Source organism: Embleya sp. NPDC050493 (assembly GCF_044458105.1).
In the GTDB taxonomy this organism is placed as follows: Bacteria; Actinomycetota; Actinomycetes; order Streptomycetales; family Streptomycetaceae; genus Embleya.
Genome location: NZ_JBITHP010000020.1, coordinates 93,433 through 111,419 on the forward strand (window position 1 = coordinate 93,433; position 17,987 = coordinate 111,419).

The 17,987-nt window shown below is 69.8% G+C and carries 12 protein-coding genes and 1 pseudogene; 7 read left to right on the forward strand and 6 right to left on the reverse strand.

The features are described from left to right. Window positions 1–42: 42 nt before the first annotated feature. Window positions 43–684, reverse strand: a complete 642-nt coding sequence (locus ACIBM5_RS31600) for a TetR family transcriptional regulator (RefSeq protein WP_396009992.1) — start codon at window positions 682–684, stop codon at window positions 43–45. A gap of 62 nt (window positions 685–746) precedes the next feature. Between ACIBM5_RS31600 and ACIBM5_RS31605 the strand changes: the two genes are divergently transcribed. Continuing rightward, a complete protein-coding gene (locus tag ACIBM5_RS31605; RefSeq protein WP_396009993.1) occupies window positions 747–2,081 on the forward strand; it encodes a GH1 family beta-glucosidase in 1,335 nt (444 codons plus the stop codon). Between the two features lie 345 nt (window positions 2,082–2,426). Further along, on the forward strand, window positions 2,427–4,490 hold the full coding sequence (locus ACIBM5_RS31610; protein ID WP_396009994.1) for a discoidin domain-containing protein: 2,064 nt from the start codon (window positions 2,427–2,429) through the stop codon (window positions 4,488–4,490). Between the two features lie 321 nt (window positions 4,491–4,811). On the opposite strand, the gene ACIBM5_RS31615 is transcribed toward ACIBM5_RS31610, so the two are convergent. Next, the gene (locus ACIBM5_RS31615; protein ID WP_396009996.1) at window positions 4,812–5,021 is read right to left on the reverse strand and encodes a sigma factor; all 210 of its coding nucleotides are present in this window, start codon (window positions 5,019–5,021) and stop codon (window positions 4,812–4,814) included. An 893-nt stretch (window positions 5,022–5,914) separates the two neighbouring features. On the opposite strand from ACIBM5_RS31615, the gene ACIBM5_RS31620 reads away from it, so the two are divergent. After that, entirely contained in the window at window positions 5,915–8,281 is a 2,367-nt protein-coding gene (locus tag ACIBM5_RS31620; protein ID WP_396009997.1) for a PQQ-binding-like beta-propeller repeat protein, read from the forward strand. Window positions 8,282–8,322: 41 nt separating this feature from the next. Here the strand turns inward: ACIBM5_RS31620 and ACIBM5_RS31625 are convergent, their stop codons facing one another. Continuing rightward, on the reverse strand, window positions 8,323–8,874 hold the full coding sequence (locus ACIBM5_RS31625) for a MarR family winged helix-turn-helix transcriptional regulator (RefSeq protein ID WP_396009998.1): 552 nt from the start codon (window positions 8,872–8,874) through the stop codon (window positions 8,323–8,325). Between the two features lie 287 nt (window positions 8,875–9,161). On the opposite strand from ACIBM5_RS31625, the gene ACIBM5_RS31630 reads away from it, so the two are divergent. Together ACIBM5_RS31630 and ACIBM5_RS31635 are read left to right on the forward strand one after the other, a co-directional pair. Continuing rightward, entirely contained in the window at window positions 9,162–10,847 is a 1,686-nt protein-coding gene (locus ACIBM5_RS31630) for an amidohydrolase family protein (RefSeq protein WP_396009999.1), read from the forward strand. A gap of 102 nt (window positions 10,848–10,949) precedes the next feature. Then, window positions 10,950–12,161, forward strand: a complete 1,212-nt coding sequence (locus tag ACIBM5_RS31635) for an amidohydrolase family protein (protein WP_396010000.1) — start codon at window positions 10,950–10,952, stop codon at window positions 12,159–12,161. 148 nt (window positions 12,162–12,309) lie between these two features. Here the strand turns inward: ACIBM5_RS31635 and ACIBM5_RS31640 are convergent. Further along, window positions 12,310–12,471, reverse strand: a pseudogene (locus tag ACIBM5_RS31640) (short-chain fatty acyl-CoA regulator family protein); the annotation flags it as partial. Between the two features lie 79 nt (window positions 12,472–12,550). Next, window positions 12,551–12,868 carry an ATP-binding protein gene (locus ACIBM5_RS31645; protein WP_396010092.1) on the reverse strand — a complete coding sequence of 106 codons (318 nt, stop codon included), beginning with the start codon at window positions 12,866–12,868 and terminating at the stop codon, window positions 12,551–12,553. Window positions 12,869–13,502: 634 nt separating this feature from the next. Here ACIBM5_RS31645 and ACIBM5_RS31650 point away from each other — a divergent pair. Next, a complete protein-coding gene (locus ACIBM5_RS31650; protein WP_396010093.1) occupies window positions 13,503–14,555 on the forward strand; it encodes a YihY/virulence factor BrkB family protein in 1,053 nt (350 codons plus the stop codon). Between the two features lie 1,741 nt (window positions 14,556–16,296). On the opposite strand, the gene ACIBM5_RS31655 is transcribed toward ACIBM5_RS31650, so the two are convergent. Continuing rightward, window positions 16,297–17,334: a GNAT family N-acetyltransferase gene (locus ACIBM5_RS31655; RefSeq protein WP_396010001.1), complete on the reverse strand. Its 1,038-nt coding sequence runs from the start codon at window positions 17,332–17,334 to the stop codon at window positions 16,297–16,299. Window positions 17,335–17,668: 334 nt separating this feature from the next. Here ACIBM5_RS31655 and ACIBM5_RS31660 point away from each other — a divergent pair, with 334 nt between their 5' ends. After that, the gene (locus ACIBM5_RS31660; protein ID WP_396010002.1) at window positions 17,669–17,941 is read left to right on the forward strand and encodes a hypothetical protein; all 273 of its coding nucleotides are present in this window, start codon (window positions 17,669–17,671) and stop codon (window positions 17,939–17,941) included. Window positions 17,942–17,987 lie beyond the last annotated feature (46 nt).

Sequence of the window (17,987 nt, forward strand, 5' to 3'; positions counted from 1 at the left end):
GAGGCAACCGCGTTCGTGTCCTGTGGCAGCGGAGCACGTTGGTCACCCACCCGTTGTCAGCGACCGGATGTGGTCGTTCAGATAGCTGTCGAGGACTCGTTTGCACTCGGCGATCAGCCGGGGGTCGCCCTGCGGATCGGTGCGGAAGGCCAGTTTCAGCACGCTGTCCGCACACTCCAGGGCCACTCGGACGACGATCTCCAGTTCGGTGTCGTCCCGGGCTCCGGTCAGGGCCGCGGTCAGCCCCCGTAGCCGCCCGGCGACCGCGGTGTTGTTGTCCAGGGCCGGATCGAGGGTGTGGTCCCGACCCTCCGCGCCGAAGTCGACCACCCCGAAACCGGTGATCGTCCGGCGCATGGTGACGAATTCGTCGACGGTCACCTCCACGATGCCCGAGACGTCTTCGGGCCTCTCGTGCTCCAGTCGCGCCGAGACCCGTTCGAGGAAGGTGTCCAGGTTGCGGGCGGCGAGCGCGCCGATCAACCCCTCCTTGTCGGAGAAGAACTGGTACAGGGTGCCGATGGGCACCTCGGCTCTGCGCGCCACCTCCTTGGTGGTCAGCGCGATGTAGCCGACCTCGTCCAGGAGTTCGGCGCAGGCGTCCAACAGCCGTTTGAATCGTTCGGCGCTGCGCCTTTGGACGGGGCGGCGGCGCATCGTGCCCGCGGTGCGATCTTGGTTCACGCTTCCATCATCCCATCGACGAGGATTAACATGAGTACGACTCATGTTTTAGGAGGTCGGACATGGCACTGAACCATCTGCCCGCGGACTTCGTCTGGGGCGCCTCGACGGCGTCGTACCAGATCGAGGGTGCCACCAAGGAGGACGGCCGCGGCCCCTCGGTGTGGGACACCTTCACCGCCCGACCCGGCACGATCCGCGATGGGCACACCGGTGACGTGGCCTGCGACCACTACCACCGATACGAGGAGGACCTCGCGCTGATGGCCGAGGCGGGCCTCACCGGATATCGCTTCTCGATCGCCTGGCCCCGGATCCAGCCGACCGGCAGGGGTGAAGTCAACCTCCAGGGCTTGGACTTCTACGACCGCTTGGTCGACGGCCTGCTCGCGCGCGGCGTGGAGCCCGTCCCGACCCTGTTCCACTGGGACCTCCCGCAGGCCCTGGAGGACGACGGCGGCTGGCTCAATCGCGACACCGCGTACCGCTTCGCCGAGTATTCCGCCATCGTGGCCGACAGACTGGGCGACCGCGTGCGGAAGTGGATCACACTCAACGAGCCGTTCATCCACATGGTCTGGGGCTACGGCCTCGGCACCCACGCGCCGGGCCGCACCCTGTTCCTCGATTGTCTGCCGGTCGCCCACCACCAGTTGCTCGGCCACGGCTTGGCGCTGAGGGAACTGCGCGCACGCGGCCTCCAGGTGATGATCGCGAACAACTGCACCCCGGTCTGGCCCGCCTCGGACGCCCCCGCCGATCGCGCCGCCGCCCAGGCCTACGACAACCTGCACAACCGCCTGTTCAACGACCCGATCCTCACGGGCGCGTATCCCGACCTGTCGGCCTACGGCGCGGACGCCACCCTCGGCGGCTCCGTCCGGGACGGTGATCTCGAACTCGTCTCGGCACCTTTGGACGCGCTCGGCATCAACTACTACAACCCGACCCGGATCCAGGCCCCGACGTCCGAGGGCCTGCCGTTCGAAGAGGCCCCCATCGAGGGCTACCGCCGCACCGCCTTCGACTGGCCCGTGGTCCCCGACGGCCTGCGCGAACTGCTCGTCGGTCTCAAGGAGCGCTACCCCACGCTCCCGCCGGTCTACATCACGGAGAACGGCTGTTCGGTCGAGGACGTGGTCACCGCGGACGGCAGCGTGCCCGACCTCGACCGCATCGACTACCTGGACAGCCATCTCCGGGCAGTCGACGCCGCTGTGGCCCAAGGCGTCGACGTCCGCGGCTACTTCACCTGGACCCTGATGGACAACTTCGAATGGGCCGAAGGTTTCCACCAGCGTTTCGGCCTCGTCCACGTCGACCACGACACCCAGGTCCGCACCCCGAAGGCGTCCTTCGCCTGGTATCGCGACCTCATCCGCGCCCACCGCGGCTGAGCCGCCTGCCCGGCTCACACGGACACCGTGCGAGTTCCGGCGGCTCCCGGACGTCGGGACGCCCGCACGTGTGCGTGCGGGCGTGTTTGGTGGGCCGTTGGCGATTGCACCCACAGGCCCTCGGGCGGGCGGTCGACGACCGCCGGCAACCGCCGCGCGGCGTTGGCGCGCGCTTGCGGCGGGTCACCGACAGCGGGGCACCCCGCCATGGACGGGAAGCGGTCCCCGGCGGAGCGAACTTCCGCATTTCCCGACGATGGTCCCCGTCAAGGGTTGGCGTCGCGGGTGCGCATGCCTAACGTAAGAGGCGAAACATGAGCCCAACTCGCATATAAGAACTGGGTGATGATCATGGTTCAACCTCTGCGCCGCAGACTCGGCTTCCTCACGATGGTGTCACTGCTCTTCGCCGTGATGGCCCTGGTCCTCGGTCCGATGCCCAACTCCGCGGCGGAGCCCGGCTGGTGGACCCCGACCGCGCGGCCCATGCCCGACTCGCAGATCAACGTCACCGGCGAGCCCTTCAAGGGCACCGACGCCCAGGGGCGGGTAAGGGGCTTCGTCGACGCCCACGACCACATCATGGCCAACGAGGGCTTCGGCGGCCGGCTCATCTGCGGGAAGCCGTTCTCGGAGCAGGGCGTCGCCGACGCGCTGAAGGACTGCCCCGAGCACTACCCCGACGGCACGCTCGCCATCTTCGACTTCATCACCAAGGGCGGCGACGGCAGGCACGACCCCAATGGATGGCCGACCTTCAAGGACTGGCCCGCCCACGACTCACTGACCCACCAGCAGAACTACTACGCCTGGATCGAGCGGGCCTGGCGTGGCGGCCAGCGGGTGCTCGTCAACGACCTGGTCACCAACGGCGTGATCTGCTCGGTCTACTTCTTCAAGGACCGCGGCTGCGACGAGATGACCGCCATCCGTCTCGAGGCACAGAAGTCGTACGATATGCAGGCCTTCATCGACAAGATGTACGGCGGCCCGGGCAAGGGCTGGTTCCGCATCGTCACCGACAGCGCGCAGGCCCGCCAAGTGATCGAGCAGGGCAAGCTCGCCGTCGTCCTGGGCGTCGAGACCTCCGAACCCTTCGGCTGCAAACAGATCCTGAACGTCGCGCAGTGCAGCCAGGCGGACATCGACCGCGGCCTGGACGAGCTGTACAACCTGGGCGTGCGCAGCATGTTCCTGTGTCACAAGTTCGACAACGCGCTCTGCGGGGTCCGCTTCGACCAGGGCGTCCTCGGCACGGCGATCAACGTCGGCCAGTTCCTGTCGACCGGCACGTTCTGGCAGACGGAGACCTGCCGCGGTCCGCAGCAGGACAACCCGATCGGCAACGCGGCGTCGACGGCGGAGAAGCTGCTGCCGGCGGGGGTGACCGTCCCCTCGTACGCCTCGGGCGCGCAGTGCAACACCCGTGGGCTGACCGACCTGGGTGAGTACGCGGTGCGCGGCATGATCAAGCGCAAGATGATGCTGGAGATCGACCACATGAGCGTCAAGGCCGCGGGTCGGGCCCTCGACCTCCTCGAATCCCAGTCGTACTCGGGCATCATCTCCTCGCACAGCTGGATGGACGCGGGCTGGACCGAGCGGCTCTACAAACTCGGCGGGTTCGTCAGCCAGTACATGAACGGATCGGAGGCGTTCAGCGCGGAAGCCGGGAGCACGGCGGCGCTGCGCGAGAAGTACGGGGTCGGCTACGGCTACGGCACCGACATGAACGGTGTCGGCGGCTGGCCCGGTCCACGGGGTGCGGACACTCCGAACCCGGTGAAGTACCCGTTCCGCAGCACGGACGGCGGATCGGTGATCGACAAGCAGACCGCCGGCGAGCGTACTTGGGACTTCAACACCGATGGCGCGCCGCACTACGGCATGGTCCCGGACTGGATCGAGGACATCCGCATCGTCGGCGGTCAGAAGGTCGTGGACGACCTCTTCGCGGGCGCCGAGTCCTACCTGCGCACCTGGGGGAACACCGAACGGCACAGGGCCGGGACGAACCTGGCCTCGGGCGCGGCTGCTTCGGCGTCCACGTCGCAATGGTGGAACCCGTTCGTCAGCTTCGCGCCCGGCCGGGCCGTGGACGGCGACAACGGCACCCGCTGGGCCAGCGAGTGGAGCAACGACCAGTGGCTGCGGATCGACCTCGGATCCACGAACCTGATCAAACGCGTCACTCTCGACTGGGAGGAGGCGTACGGGAAGTCGTACCGCGTCGAGCTGTCGGCCGACGGCACGAACTGGCAGACGGCCTGGTCCACGAACAGCGGTGACGGCGGCTTGGACACGGCGCGGTTCGCCGGAACCCCGGCGCGCTACGTCCGGATGCAGGGGCTGGAGCGCGGCACGCAATGGGGCTACTCGCTCCGCGAGGTCGGCGTCTACAGCGACTGACGGGACCGGTTGGGCGGTGACCGGGACCCGAGCCGGTCGGATCGGCTCCCCTGATCCGACCGGCTCCGGCCGGCTCCGGCCGACTGCCGACCGATGCGGCGAACCGGTCGATGACCCGCGTCGACACGGAGTGCGCCGGGGCGGCAGTGCACGGCGGGGGCGCATCCGAAGCGACAACGCAATAAGGGGCCGGCCGCCACGATTCGTGGCGGCCGGCCGTTGTGCCGGTGTCGGGTGTCAGGTCCGGATGGTGTCCGCGCCGCGCAGGGCGCGTATCCAGTTGAGATCAACGGGTGCTCCGGCTCAGGGCTTTGCTCCAGATCATCGCGGCGCGGAGGTGGATGCCGGCGAGGTAGCTCTGCAGCGGGTGATGCGCTTGCGCCGGAACCGGGCCGCGTTGGCATTCACCGGGATGCGGCGTACGTACGCGTCGGGGTTCTCGCTGCCCTGCACGCGGTTCCGGGCGACGTACGCCTTGGTCGATGCGGTCTGCACCACGTCCTCGGCCTCGCCGTGGTCGCCAATCGACAAGTACGCCGTCCGTACGGGTCTCGCCCAGCGCGTCCGCACGAACTCGCGGCACTCCTGCGCGTCTTCGGCTCTCAATGAGCACCTCCCCGCATCCCTTGAGTGCCGTCGAGCGTCACCGGGTTGCTCGCCCAAGCGAACTATTTCTTCGGGCGTGCCGATCGTCGCCCGGGCGCTCGCACTCGATCGCGCCGGTCGGGGGCGGTCCACGTCCCGAACGACGTAGAGACGGGCCGGCGAGAAGCCGCCGCCGGATCCCTCGGGGCGCGATCCCCCACCGGACACACGCGACGGGGCGCGTACCCCTTCCCCGCCATCGCATGGCGGGCGCAAGAAGGACGCATACCACAGGGGTTCCCGTATGGCTCGGGCATTCGGTGGCATTGTGCGACCGGCGGCAACCGCCCTGCTTCATCCGCCCTGCTTCATCGCGCACCGGTGATGGGAGGCGCGCCGATCCGGTGACAACCATCTTGCCTCGTCACCGCGAAGCGGCAGTCCGGCAACGGTCGTTGGCGACACCTGGCGTGCCTCGGCACACAGGCAAGTCGCCGCTCGTCGTAGCGCACCTCACCGCCACCGACAGGCCGGCTCGCGTCCATGAAAGAGGGCAATTCCCGGTCGGTCCGCGCCTTCATCGAGTCGGTCGGGGGTCGGTCGTCGGTCGGGCACCTGTCCGCCGATCCTGGCTCCGCGGACGGCGCCGAGTCCACCTCGCGGATCGAGGTGATCGTGGCGCGGACGGCCGGGATGCGCCCCCGCCCCCGGAATCACATCTCGGCAGGACTGCCCGGCAGGACCTGATGCGCGGGCGTGTCGCGCATATTGGCTGCCCTTTTGACCATGGCCACAGTGACTGGCAGGGTGTGGGAAATCGAGCGCGGTACAGGAGAACCATGGAGCCCTTGCACCACGACGACCCGCGCCGACTGGGGCCCTTCAACCTGGTCGGTCGGCTGGGCACCGGCGGCATGGGCCGGGTGTATCTGGGGCGTGGTCCCGGCGGCCGGACAGTCGCGGTCAAGACGGTGCGTTCCGATCTACTGGAGGACGGCGACGATTTCCGCCGTCGATTCACCCGCGAGATCGCCGCCGCGCGAGCCGTCACCGGCGTCTTCACCGCGCCGTTGGTGGACGCCGATCCGGACGCGGCCACACCGTGGCTGGCAACCGCCTACATGCCGGGCGTCACGCTCGCCGACGCCGTCGCCGCACACGGTCCGCTGCCGATGCGAACCGTGCTCCATTTGGCCCGTGGGCTCGCGGTTGCGCTCGAGCACATCCACGCCGTCGGCCTCGTCCACCGCGATGTGAAAGCGTCCAACGTCTTGTTGACGGCGGACGGGCCGCGGGTGATCGACTTCGGCATCGCCCACTTGGCCGGCGCGACCTCCCTCACCCGCGCGTCGCAGACACTCGGCTCCATCGCCTTCATGTCGCCGGAGCAGTTCGAGACGGCCGAAGTGGGTCCGGCCAGCGATGTGTTCTCGTGCGGGGTCGTCCTGGCCTACGCATCGACTGCGCAACTGCCGTTCGGCGAGGGGCCGTTGCCGCTCCTGTTTGCGAACATCACGCTCCATGAGCCCGATCTCGACAGCGTACCGGAGGAGTTCCGAAGCTTCATCCGGGCATGTCTGAGCAAGCGCCCGCAGGACCGGCCACTGCCGAGGGAACTCGTGGCGGAGCTGGACAACATGGTCGACACCACTGATCCGAGCCGAGAGGCGGCCTGGTTGCCCGCCGATGTTCTCCACCAGGTGGCGCGCGTGGCCACGGACGTCCTCGGCTCGGACTGGGCCGCGCATGCCGCTGGGGAAGGTAGTGGAGATCCCGACCTCGGAGATTCGGCCCTCGGAGATTCGGCGCGGGTCGCGAATCCCTGGCTCGGACTGACTCCCGCCCGCCCCCCGATATCCGCGGCGCCCGCGCCGCCTTCCGCCGTCGCATCCGATTCCGTCCCCCCGACGCAGCCCAGGCACCCGCGCATCCCCAGCCCTCCGAAACCCGGGATTTACCACCCCCACGCCGAGGCGCCGACCTCGACTCGGCGGCCGCACGAAGCTCCGCCCCCGTGGCATCCGGAGGGCGCTGCGAACCCTCCGGCTCCTACGGATTCGGACGGCCACGAAACCGGCCCGAGTCGCCGACGGTTGCTCTACCTCGGTGTCGGTGCTCTGGCGGTCGGGTTGCCGACCGCGGCGTTCCTCCGACGGCGCCACGACGCGAAGTCGAGCACGCCGGCGGGTCCTCCCGTGCTCTGGTCCCGCGATGTCGGCTCTCCCGCCCGGCCGCTCGGCACTCCCGTCGTGTCCGGCGGCCGGGTCTTCGTCAGTGTCGCGGGGAAGGAACTCGCCGCGCTCGACGCCCGCACCGGACGAGAACTCTGGCGCGTGCCCACCTTCGATCCCGCGTTGGAGGAGGTCGCCGTCCCTCACATGGTGCCCGTCGTCGCCAACGGCCTCGTGCACGTCGTCGACGCCAACCCCCGCACGACCGCCGTGGAACAGGACACGGGACGCATCCGCTGGCACGTCGAGACGACCGCGAACCAGTCCCCCGGCTACGGCTTCGATGGGGGGTTGCTGTGCTGGTGGAACATGACCGTTCCCGCGAACGGCGCCTTCTTCTGGGCGGTCGAGCCGACCACCGGCAACGTCCAGTGGGGCCTCGAATTGGCAACGAGACTGTCCGCCCCGCCCACCGCGACAGGGGATGTCGCGTACCTGGTCACCAATGCCGGCGGGTTGATCGCCATCGACCTGGCGAAGCACCGGGAGATGTGGCGAACGGAGCCGCAGAGTTCCGGCGGCGCCTCGCGTCCGTTCCACGGGACCGTGACGTCTGCGGGCGGCTCCGTCTACTGGATGCCCGCCGCAGGTCGCATCGATGCCGCGGACCCCCGGACCGGCGCCTTGCAGTGGAGCGCGACGGTCACCGGGCGCTTCGACAGCCTCGACACCGTGGTGGCCGCCGACGGTACGTTGTTCACGTCGAGCGCCGACGGCTTCGTCACCGCGCTGGCCGGTGTATCGGGGAAACGACGCTGGGTGCGTGAACTGACCGGGCCGCTCACGACGCCCGTGGTCGACGGCGGGGTCGTGTACGTCGCCTCGACGAACGGCCTGACCGCCCTGGACGCCGCCGCGGGCCACGTGAAGTGGGCCGTCCCGGAGGCCAAGGGAGGACCGGCGCGAATCTGCGTCAAGGACCGTGTCGTGTACGTTTCGGACGACGTCGGAGCGCTGCGGGCGATCGCCGTCTGACACGCGGCAACGAGTCGATGCGGGTCCGGCATCCGGTGTCCTCACGGCGGTGATTCTCCCGCGGCCCTCCTGCGGCTCAGGGTCGCCTCCATGGCCGCGGTGACGTACTCGAGCAGTTCCGCCAGTTCCGCGCGCCGGCGACCGGACAGGCCACTGAGGACCTCCTGCATGAGCGCATAGCGGTCGCGCTGGATCCGGCGGCTGATGCGGCGACCCGCAGTGGTGGCTTGCACGATGACGTACCGCCGGTCGCCCTCGTCCGGCCGCCGCTCTGCCAACCCGAGTTTGAGGAGGCGGTCGGTCGTGCGGCTGGCCGCGCCCCGGTCGATGTCGAGTGCCTCCGCGAACTCGTGCATGCGCCACTGGGGCCGTGACGTCAGGGTTTCCAGCGCGTCGACCTGGGTGGGAGTGAGTTCCTTGTCGCCGGCACCGTACAGCGAACGCGCCAACTCGGCGTGTGCCGGGCTGCGGGAGAACTGCTGGATGGCCCGGATCACGCGGTCGCCGGAATCCTCGCCGCGAGCGTCCGCGGCGGCGGGTTCGGCCGCGAGGCGGGAAGTGTCCGGTGTGCTGCGGGCACGACGATCAACCATGGCAGAACGGTACCGGTCGGCTGGTGATTCCCCTGGCCCGTGGTGTCTCTTCATGGCAAAGGAATGCCTAGGGCAACTATTGCCCTAGGCAGCCACTGTGGGTAGGTTGCGGTCCGGAAGGGGGCGATGTCGTCGGAGCACGCCCCGTGTTCCGCGGGCTCGCCGAGACGCCGCGGCACGCCGGCCCGGCCGCCGTGTCATGGCGAGTCACAGAGCACCGTCCGTGCGCGCGACCCGCACCGACCTCCGGCATGCCCGCACCGAACCCGACGACCAGGAGAACAGGCATGAACACCAACGACATCGCCGTGCGCGGCGGGACGGTCGTCGACGGCACCGGCGGCCCTCCTCGCCGTGCCGACATCGGCATCCGCGGCGGGCGCGTCACCGAGATCGCGGACACCGTGACGGCGCGGCACGAGATCGACGCCACCGGGCGCCTCGTCATGCCGGGCTTCCTCGACATCCACACCCACTACGACCCGCAGGTCCTGTGGGACGGGCTTCTCACCCCGTCGTCCTGGCACGGGGTCACCGCGGTCGTGGCCGGCAACTGCGGCTACAGCCTCGCCCCCGCCCGTCCACAGGACCGCCGTTCGCTGCTCGGCACGCTGGAGATGGTCGAGGACATGCGCGGCGCGACCCTCGCGGCCGGCGTGAAATGGGACTTCGAGACCTACCCCGAGTACCTGGAGGCCGTGCGGCGGCGCGGTACGGCAATCCACTTCGGGGGATTCGTGGGGCACACCGCCGTCCGCACGTACGTGATGGGCGAGGAGGCCTACGAACGCCCCGCCACCGACGACGAACTCGCCCGAATGCGCGGCGCCGTCGCCGACGCGCTCCGCGGCGGCGCCCTCGGATTCTCCAGCGACCGCGCCGGCTTCCACCTCGGCGACGGCGGCCGCCTGGTCCCGTCCATGGTCGCCACCCAGGAGGAGGTCGAAGCGCTCGCGTCCGTCACCGCCGAGGTCGGCCTCGGCATCGTGCACATCGCGACCGGGGAGAACTACCGCTGGGTGTACGACTTCCAGCGCCGCCTCGGCCGCCCGCTGACCTGGACGTCGATCCTCACCTACCCGGAGGGAACGGCCTCCCGGGCGCCGTACCGGGACAAGCTCGCCGATCATCTGCGCGGCCGCCGCGACGGAGCGGACGTCTGGGCGCAGGTCACCTGCCGACCCATCACCCAGGAGTTCTCCGTCGCCGAGCCGACGTCCTTCTACGCGCTGCCCGCGTTCGCCGACCTGGTCGCCGTGCCCGTCGAGCGCCGCCATACCGTCTTCCGGGACCGGACCTGGAGGGCACGCGCCTGGGACGAGTTCGAGAGCGGCCGGTGGCTCGACCCGCGCTGGCAGACCATCACGGTCGCGCACTCGCCCTCGCGCCCGGACCTGGTCGGCGCGCCGGTCGCGGCGATCGCTCTCGAACGCGACACCACACCCTTCGACGTCATCTGCGACCTCGCCCTCGAGGACGATCTGGCGAGCCGCTTCACCGTCACGTTCGCCAACGACGACAAGGACGGCGTGACCACGCTCATCCGCAGCGAAGGCTGCATCATGGGCCTGTCCGACGCCGGAGCGCACGTGGGCCAGATCTGCGACGCCGTCATGCCCACCGACTTCCTCGCCAACTGGGTGCGCGACCGCGACGTCATGCCGGTCGAACACGGCATCCACAAACTCACCGGGGAGATCGCCGACGTGCTCGGCGTCGACCGCGGACGGCTGCGCCCAGGAGGCCATGCCGACCTCGTCGTCGTCGACTACGACGCTCTTTCCCCCGGCCCGACCCGGCGGGTGCGCGACCTGCCCGCCGACGGAGAACGGCTCGTCGCCGACGCGCCCACGGGAATCGACCACATCCTCGTGGCCGGCGTCCCGATTCGCGAGCACGGCACACCGGTCACCGACCGCCTGAGCCGCCTTCCCGGCACCGTCTTGCGCAGCGGCGCCCGGGACGTGGAATGAGCACGATGCCCTTCGACCGCTGCTCCCTCATCGAGCCGATCGACCACCCCGCCGCTCCGCCCGACATGCCCGTCACCGCTCCCCGATTCCCGGAGGTTACCCATGGCTGACCTGCTCGAACGTATCCTTGCCTACGCCGGTCCGAAGGGCGACCTCGTACTGCGCGGCGAAGTCCCGACCGGCACGAACCGATTCCACATCATCTCGGTCGACGACCATCTCATCGAAACCCCGGACCTGTTCCGCGACCGCGTACCCGCGCGCATGCGGGACGCCGCGCCGCACCTCGAACGCGACGCGGCGGGCAACGACTGGTGGGTGTTCGAGGACGAGCGCGTCCCGCTGCTCGGCTCCGACGCCCTCCGGGGCTGGGAAGCGGGCAAAGGCTACCTCGGCCCGGTCAGCTTCGACGAGTTGCACCCCGCGACATACGACGCGGGCGAACGTGTACGCCACATGGACGCCGCCGGCATCGCCGCGCAGCTCAACTTCCCCTCGGCGCCGTTCGGTTTCGCCGGACGTCGCTTCCTCTCCATGACGGACCACGACCTGGGGCTCGCTTCCCTGCGGGCCTACAACGACTGGCTGCTCGACGCCTGGATCACTCCGTACCCCGAACGATTCATCGCCTGTCAGCTTCCTTGGCTCGGCGACCCCGAACTCGCCGCCGCCGAGGTCCGGCGCAACGCCGAACGCGGCTTCGTAGCCGTCACGTTCAGCGAGAACCCGGAGCGCCTCGGGCTGCCGTCCCTGTACAGCGACGCGTGGGACCCATTCTTTCGTGCGTGCGAGGAAACCGGCACGGTCGTGAACCTCCACGTCGGTTCGTCGTCCGAGACGATCGTTCCGTCCCGCGACTCGACGGCCGCGGTCCTGGGCGTGCTGTTCCCGATCAACTCGATGGCGGCCGCCGCCGATTGGCTCTTCGCCCGCATCCCGGTGCGCTTCCCCGACATCAAGATCGCGTTGTCCGAGGGAGGCATCGGATGGGTGCCGATGTTCATCGACCGCATCGAGTTCATGGGCCGCGACCTCGATTACCGCGCCGATTTCGGGACCCACTCGCCCATCGACTACCTGCGCCGCAACTTCTGGTTCACCGTGCTCTCCGACCCCGCGACCATGCGCTTGCGGCACCTCATCGGCGTCGATCACATCATGGTCGAAACCGACTACCCACACCCCGATTCCACGTGGCCGGACAGCCAGGAAGTCCTCGCCCGGCAGTTCGCCGACGTCCCGGAAGAGGAGATCCGGCGCATGACCCACGGCAACGCCGCGGCGCTCTACCGGCACGCCGTCGTCACACAGTGACTCGGCGGCGCGGCGGGCCCTGGGAGCAGCGGCGATCGAGGTGGGGGCGGACTGTATGGGGTATGGGGTATGCGGCGATGTGTACGGCGGCAGGTCGGCCGAGGTGGTGGGCCAAGACCAGGGATTCCGAAGTGAAACAGGCACGCCCGTCGAGCGGCTGCGAGAGCGCCCGACAGGGGACGTGCGTGGTGCGGTTCTCGTCCACGGCCGGGCGGTGCCCGGCGGCGGGGTAGGCGCGTTGGGGGCAGTCGCGGCGCTCGCACACGCGGCAGCCCAGGCCGGTCGGTGTGGCCGCGCGCGGGTCGGTCAGGGTGGCGCACGCGGCGCGGCGCGGTCCGGGAGCCGACGTCCGGTGTGACCTCTCCCGCGTCGATGCCCTGAGCCTGCTGTCAGCTCGTGGCGTGAGGATCGGTTTGCCCGGGTGGATGGAAGCAGGCGTATATCGCCTTGCCACCGGCGTGCCTGAGCATCTCCCACTCGTCCGCCACCGCGTCGACAATCGCGAGTCCGCGGCCGGAAACCTTCGTCGTGTCCGAATCACCTGGGGTGGGCATGCCCGGACCGGTGTCGCTGACGTAGACGTGCAGACATCGCCTGTCCCATGACAGGACGAGATGCGCAGTGCTGTGCGCGTGTACGTGCGCGTTGGTCAGCAACTCGGAAACCGTGAGGACGACGTCATCCACGGCCTCGGGAGCATCCTGCATCCACTTCAAGGACGCAAGGTGCTCTCGCGTCCAACGCCGTCCCGCCTCCACCCCGCCACTCACGGGGAAGGCCTTCGCCCACCCTACCGCGCGCATGCCCTCGGCCATCGTTGTCCTCTCACCGTGTCTCCGTGCCGAAACGCCTACCCGTGGCGGCGACCCTCACGCTGGGTACCGCGAGCCCGGCCATGGCCTGCGCAACCGAGGAGGGTTGCTGCTGCCGGTGGTAACGCGATGCGCAGTGCCATTCGATGGACGAAGGGCGCCCCTGCCCGCAACCGCGCGGCATCGGTGTTCCTTTCCCCGACTCCCGTGCTCGGGAGGAGCTTTGGGCCTCGCTCGCTGCGGAGGTGAGTGTCGCGTGGCGCTGGATACGCCTCTCGCACGCGGCCGAAGGATTCGTGGGGGCGCCGGCGACCGCAACCGCGGGCCGGAGATGGGCGGATTCGGTGCGTGGTCCCAAGGCGGACGACAAACGTCGCCAACGACACGGCCTCCGGTCACGGATGAGTCGGGCCGTGTGCGCGCTGCGCCCATGACGGCATGTCGCGGTGTCCCACCCGCACCCCCGGCGGCAGACGCCGACGGGTGTGACCCGTCACGGCCTGTCGACACGAGGTGGGCGCCCGGTGTGATGGAAGTCCGCCGGCTGGGCAGGCTCTTCGCGATGAAGACGGACGACGATGTGCAGGATGTACGGGCGGTGGCTCTCGCGCCGCGTCTGGACGCCTTCCAACGCCGCCGAAGGTGGGCCGCGTTCCCCCTCGCCGTGATCTACAAGTTCGTCGACGACCAGGGAACGTATCTGGCCGCGCTGATCACCTACTACGCGTTCGTGTCGTTGTTTCCGCTGTTGCTCCTGTTGGTCACCGCCCTGGGTTTCGCGCTGCGCGACAATCCGGAGCTCCAAGAGCGGGTGCTCCACTCGGCGTTGCGCCAGTTTCCGGTGATCGGGGATCAGATCGGTACGAACATCCACTCGCTCCGCGGCAACGGCTGGGGGATCGCCGTCGGTCTTGTGGGGAGCCTCTACGGCGCGCTCGGGGTCGCGCAGGCCGCGCGCAACGCGCTCGACAAGATCTGGGCGGTCCCGCGCCACCGCCGACCCAATCCGATCCGCGCCCGCCTGTACAGTCTCCTGCTCATCTCCGCACTGGCGGTGGGCGTCGCCCTGAGCACCGTGCTGACGGGTACCGCCACCGGTAACGGCCCCGACGTGGGCGTGGTGTCGGGGATCGTGCCGAGTGTGGCGGCGGCCGTGGCGTCGACCGCCTTGAACGCGGTGATGATCCTGACGGCCTACCGGCTGCTCACCGACCGCTCCGTTGCTCTGCGACCGTTGGCGCATGCGGCGATCGTTGCCGCGTGTGTGTGGCAGGGGCTGCTCTGGGCCGCCGCGTACTACGTCGATCACCTCCTGCGCGGCAGCACCGCGACCTACGGACTGTTCGCGATCGTGTTGGGGCTGATCACCTGGATCTACCTCGGGGCACTGGTATTCGTCTGGGCGGCCGAAGCCGTCTCCGTGCGGGTGAACCGGCTGTGGCCCCGCAGCCTTCTCGCTCCGTTCACCGATCACGCGCGGCTGAGCGCCGCGGACCGACGCGCCTACGAGTCCTACGCCGTCACCGAGACCTACAAGTCGTTCGAACGCGTCGATGTGGCCTTCGAGGACCCCGCCGAGTGACAGGCCGGTCGCCCCCCGGCCGCCGAGTACCGGGCCACGGGCGGCCATCCCATGGACACACGTGTGATCGTCCGGACCTCCGAGGGAACTTGTTCCCCACGACGATGTCCACGGTCGGCCGGACAGTTCATCGTTTCCCTCGGGGCACACCGCGGCGGCGACCGCCTTCGTCGCCGCGACCTACGCCGTCTCACCGCGCGCATCCGGTCCGACGACGCGCTGGTGCCTATCGCCTACCGCCGGCACGTTCGCATCGGGAGACCATCACCACGGCGGCGGAATCCGGTGAGGCGAGAGGCCGGCCGTACATGGGTGCTCGGACGGTGCGACCCGGGGTGCTCGCTGGGATCATCGCCTTTTCGCATCCACGTCGACTCGCTCGCGCGGGCGGATCGTCGACAGCGTGAGCTGCCCCATCCTGGCTCGCCGGTCTCCGACGCGGTCGAGCCCGGGGGCGGGGCGGTGACCGGACGTCGACCTCTCCCACCGTGTCCGCAGCATCTCGTCAGGCCGTCGGACAAGCAGGAAGAAGCCCGCTGTTCGAGTGTGTCGATGCCGCACGCGGGCAGGGCGCACTCGTGCATATCGACGAAACGCCGTCCGAAACCACACCTGTGTTCGTTCGTTCATGTGACGGCGCATGCGCCCACGCCTTGGCCAGGGGTGTGACAGACGTATCCCCCCAGGAGGACGCGACGTGACGTTGGCCCATGGCCCGGCAGGAGTTGTGATCGTGTTGACGATCCCGCCGGTCCTTCTTGCCCTGATCCTGGCCCTGGGACGATTCGAGGAGCGTGTTCTGACGGCCTCGGCGTCGCGGCCGCGACGCCAAGGCCGTCACCGACGCGTAGGCGCGACCCGAGGAACGCGGCGTGCCGCAGCTTCCTCGCGACCCGGGTCCCGACTCTCGTCCCCCACGAAACCGCAGCCGGTCCGGAACCCCGAGTTCATGCGCTCGGGGCACGCACGCATCGCCACGACGCCGTCCCCGCCGCTCGCGTCCTCCTCACGGGCGCTCGCAACGGCGTGACGGGACCGACAATCACAGGCCCAGCGGTCCGCGTCCGACCTGACTATCACGGTGGGCGAGTACGGCGACCACTCCGCGATCGCGACTGGCGCCGAGGCGACCTCGACCACCGTCCCCTGCGGCCGGCCACCCCCGAGGAGACGCACCCGCTGGACGCCCGCCTGCACGCGATCACAACCCGCGACCCGCAGACCTCGCTCGCCCGCGGCCTGCCGTACATCTTCGGCACGGCGCAATACCCGCCCTGCGTAAACCCGTTCGCAATCACCCGCGCATTCGAGAGACGCGCCAAATCCGACGGCGAGAAGGCTCCTGGGAACCCGGAACCCAAGCCCGCCGATCCCGGGGCTCTCCGCTCCGAACGCGTCGTCGACCAGGTGCACCCTGCGGCAGGAGCACTCCGTGCCCCAAGCCCCACGACGGGCGCGAAGTTGATACGGACGGCACCCCGCTCGGGCATCGCACTCGCCGAGCACGACGAATACGAGCGACACCGGCTGGGCGTCACGGCGCGGGTGCCGGTCGGGAAGTTCACCGGTGATGCGAGCGGCGGCGGCTCGGCCGGGTCTTCGACGTCGACTCCGGCAGGTGCGATCGCCGGAGTCCGGGACGCCTGCCAGTGAACGCGTACGGCCTTTTCGCCGCCGCGCGAGCGGCGCCGAGTCGAAGGTCGCGAGTGTGCTCCGGGCGTGCCGGGTCGGATCGGCCGGATCAGGGAGTGAACAGCGCTCGGGGATCCGGTAGTCGTACGGGTTGGTTCGGCGTGTCGGGGTCGGCGCACAGGGGTGTGCTCACGGCGGAGAGGGTCTCGCTCCAGCGGGGCCGGTACTGGTCCTTGTAGGCGTGCTGGCCGGGTACGGTGCGGCCCAGGTCCAGGTAGGCGTATCCGTCGGTGGCCAGGTCCTGTGCGAGGTGGCGCAGGAGGGCGTGGCCGGGAGCGAGGTCCTTGTGGAGGGGGTTTATCGCGGGCACGACGGAGTATGCGCGGTCGTGTCGGGTCAGGCAGAGTTGGGCGGCGACGATGTCGCCGTCCAGGGCGAGGGTGGCGATGAACGCCATGTCCGCGCCGCAGTGCCGCAGTACGGCCGGCCAGTGGGGGGCGTCGGGGGTGTGGGGTGAGCCGGTGGGGGTGGTGTGGCCGGTCCATCGCAGCGCGTGCAGGCGGGCGAGGACGGCGTAGGCGGTGAGGAGTTCGTCGCTGTCGCGGGTACGCCGGTACGTCACCTTGTGGAAACGGGCGAGTTCGTCCCAGGTGCGTTGGCGGCGTGTGTGCTCGCGTCTGGTCGAGCGGGACATCTGCGCGTAGGAGAGGGGCAGGCTGATTTCGGCGTGATCGAGGACGCGGGTGCGCCAGGGTCGCTCGCGGGCGGGGCCGGCGGGCGCGAGTTCCCGGGCGAGTGCGCAGTCGGCAGGCACGCCCGCCAAGTCGACCCGGTGGCCGTCGAAGGCGAGTCGTTCGAGGTGGCGGGCGAGGGACGCCGACACCCACGGGTCCTCGGCCGCCGGGCCCACCGCGCGGACGTACTCCCCCATCGGCGCCGACAGTGCGTACGTCCGCGGTGAGGTTCCCGCCCGGTCGTCGACCAACGGCAGGGCGGCGAGAATCTGCCGGGCGGGACCCTCGCACAGGGCGACCACGGGGCGAGCGGCGGGCGGGAGTTCCCGCGCCCAGCCGGTGAGCCACGCCGATGACTGATACGGCGTCGCCCGCGGGTCCTGCCGATACAGGTCCGCCCACGACGAGGCCATGAAGGCCCCGGCCGCGGCCCCCTCGAGAACACGAACGGTGAGATACAAGATCGCCTGCCTTCCTCGGGGCGTCCACATGGCCCCACCGGCCCCATGATCGCGTCACCGGAGCCGTGAATCGCCGCGTACCACCTGAATTCACACCAACGGGACCGACGGGGCGGCGATCAGGGCGGGCACACCCGGCGAATGGCGCACAGCGGCGTGTCCGCCGCGTAGATCGGGTGGCGGTGCTTTGCGAGATGCGCGGCGAGGTCGCTCCACCAGGGGGCCTGCTCGCCGGCAACATGGCCCGCACCCCGGCGACCACCTGATCGTCCCCGCGCTGTGCCTCGTGCAGGCCGAGGCCGACGCGCAGGGCGTCGCCCACCGGGTCCTGACACTGTCGAGCGTGCACGTCGACCCCCTGGAAACGGTCGCCTCCGTCGCGGTCGGCACGATGATCCGCGACGGCCTCGGCGGCCCGGACACCTACCACGCGCTGTACTGCGCCCTCCCCCGGGCCGAGTTCACCGGCATGTCGATCCTGCTGACCACCCGCGAGGACGCCTACCCACCCGGCATCGCCACCGTCGACATCGACTCCCCCGGCATGCTCGGATTCTGACGGCGGGAGTTGGCCACACATCCCACGACGGGCCCGGCCCTGGCGT

What these genes read in the sequence shown, in the direction of transcription:
- ACIBM5_RS31605 (WP_396009993.1), top strand. Translation starts at nt 747, where the DNA reads ATGGCACTGAACCATCTGCCCGCGGACTTCGTCTGGGGCGCCTCGACG.
- ACIBM5_RS31610 (WP_396009994.1), top strand. Translation starts at nt 2,427, where the DNA reads ATGATCATGGTTCAACCTCTGCGCCGCAGACTCGGCTTCCTCACGATG.
- ACIBM5_RS31620 (WP_396009997.1), top strand. Translation starts at nt 5,915, where the DNA reads ATGGAGCCCTTGCACCACGACGACCCGCGCCGACTGGGGCCCTTCAAC.
- ACIBM5_RS31625 (WP_396009998.1), bottom strand. Translation starts at nt 8,874, where the DNA reads ATGGTTGATCGTCGTGCCCGCAGCACACCGGACACTTCCCGCCTCGCG.
- ACIBM5_RS31630 (WP_396009999.1), top strand. Translation starts at nt 9,162, where the DNA reads ATGAACACCAACGACATCGCCGTGCGCGGCGGGACGGTCGTCGACGGC.
- ACIBM5_RS31635 (WP_396010000.1), top strand. Translation starts at nt 10,950, where the DNA reads ATGGCTGACCTGCTCGAACGTATCCTTGCCTACGCCGGTCCGAAGGGC.
- ACIBM5_RS31645 (WP_396010092.1), bottom strand. Translation starts at nt 12,868, where the DNA reads ATGCAGGATGCTCCCGAGGCCGTGGATGACGTCGTCCTCACGGTTTCC.
- ACIBM5_RS31650 (WP_396010093.1), top strand. Translation starts at nt 13,503, where the DNA reads ATGGAAGTCCGCCGGCTGGGCAGGCTCTTCGCGATGAAGACGGACGAC.
- ACIBM5_RS31655 (WP_396010001.1), bottom strand. Translation starts at nt 17,334, where the DNA reads ATGGCCTCGTCGTGGGCGGACCTGTATCGGCAGGACCCGCGGGCGACG.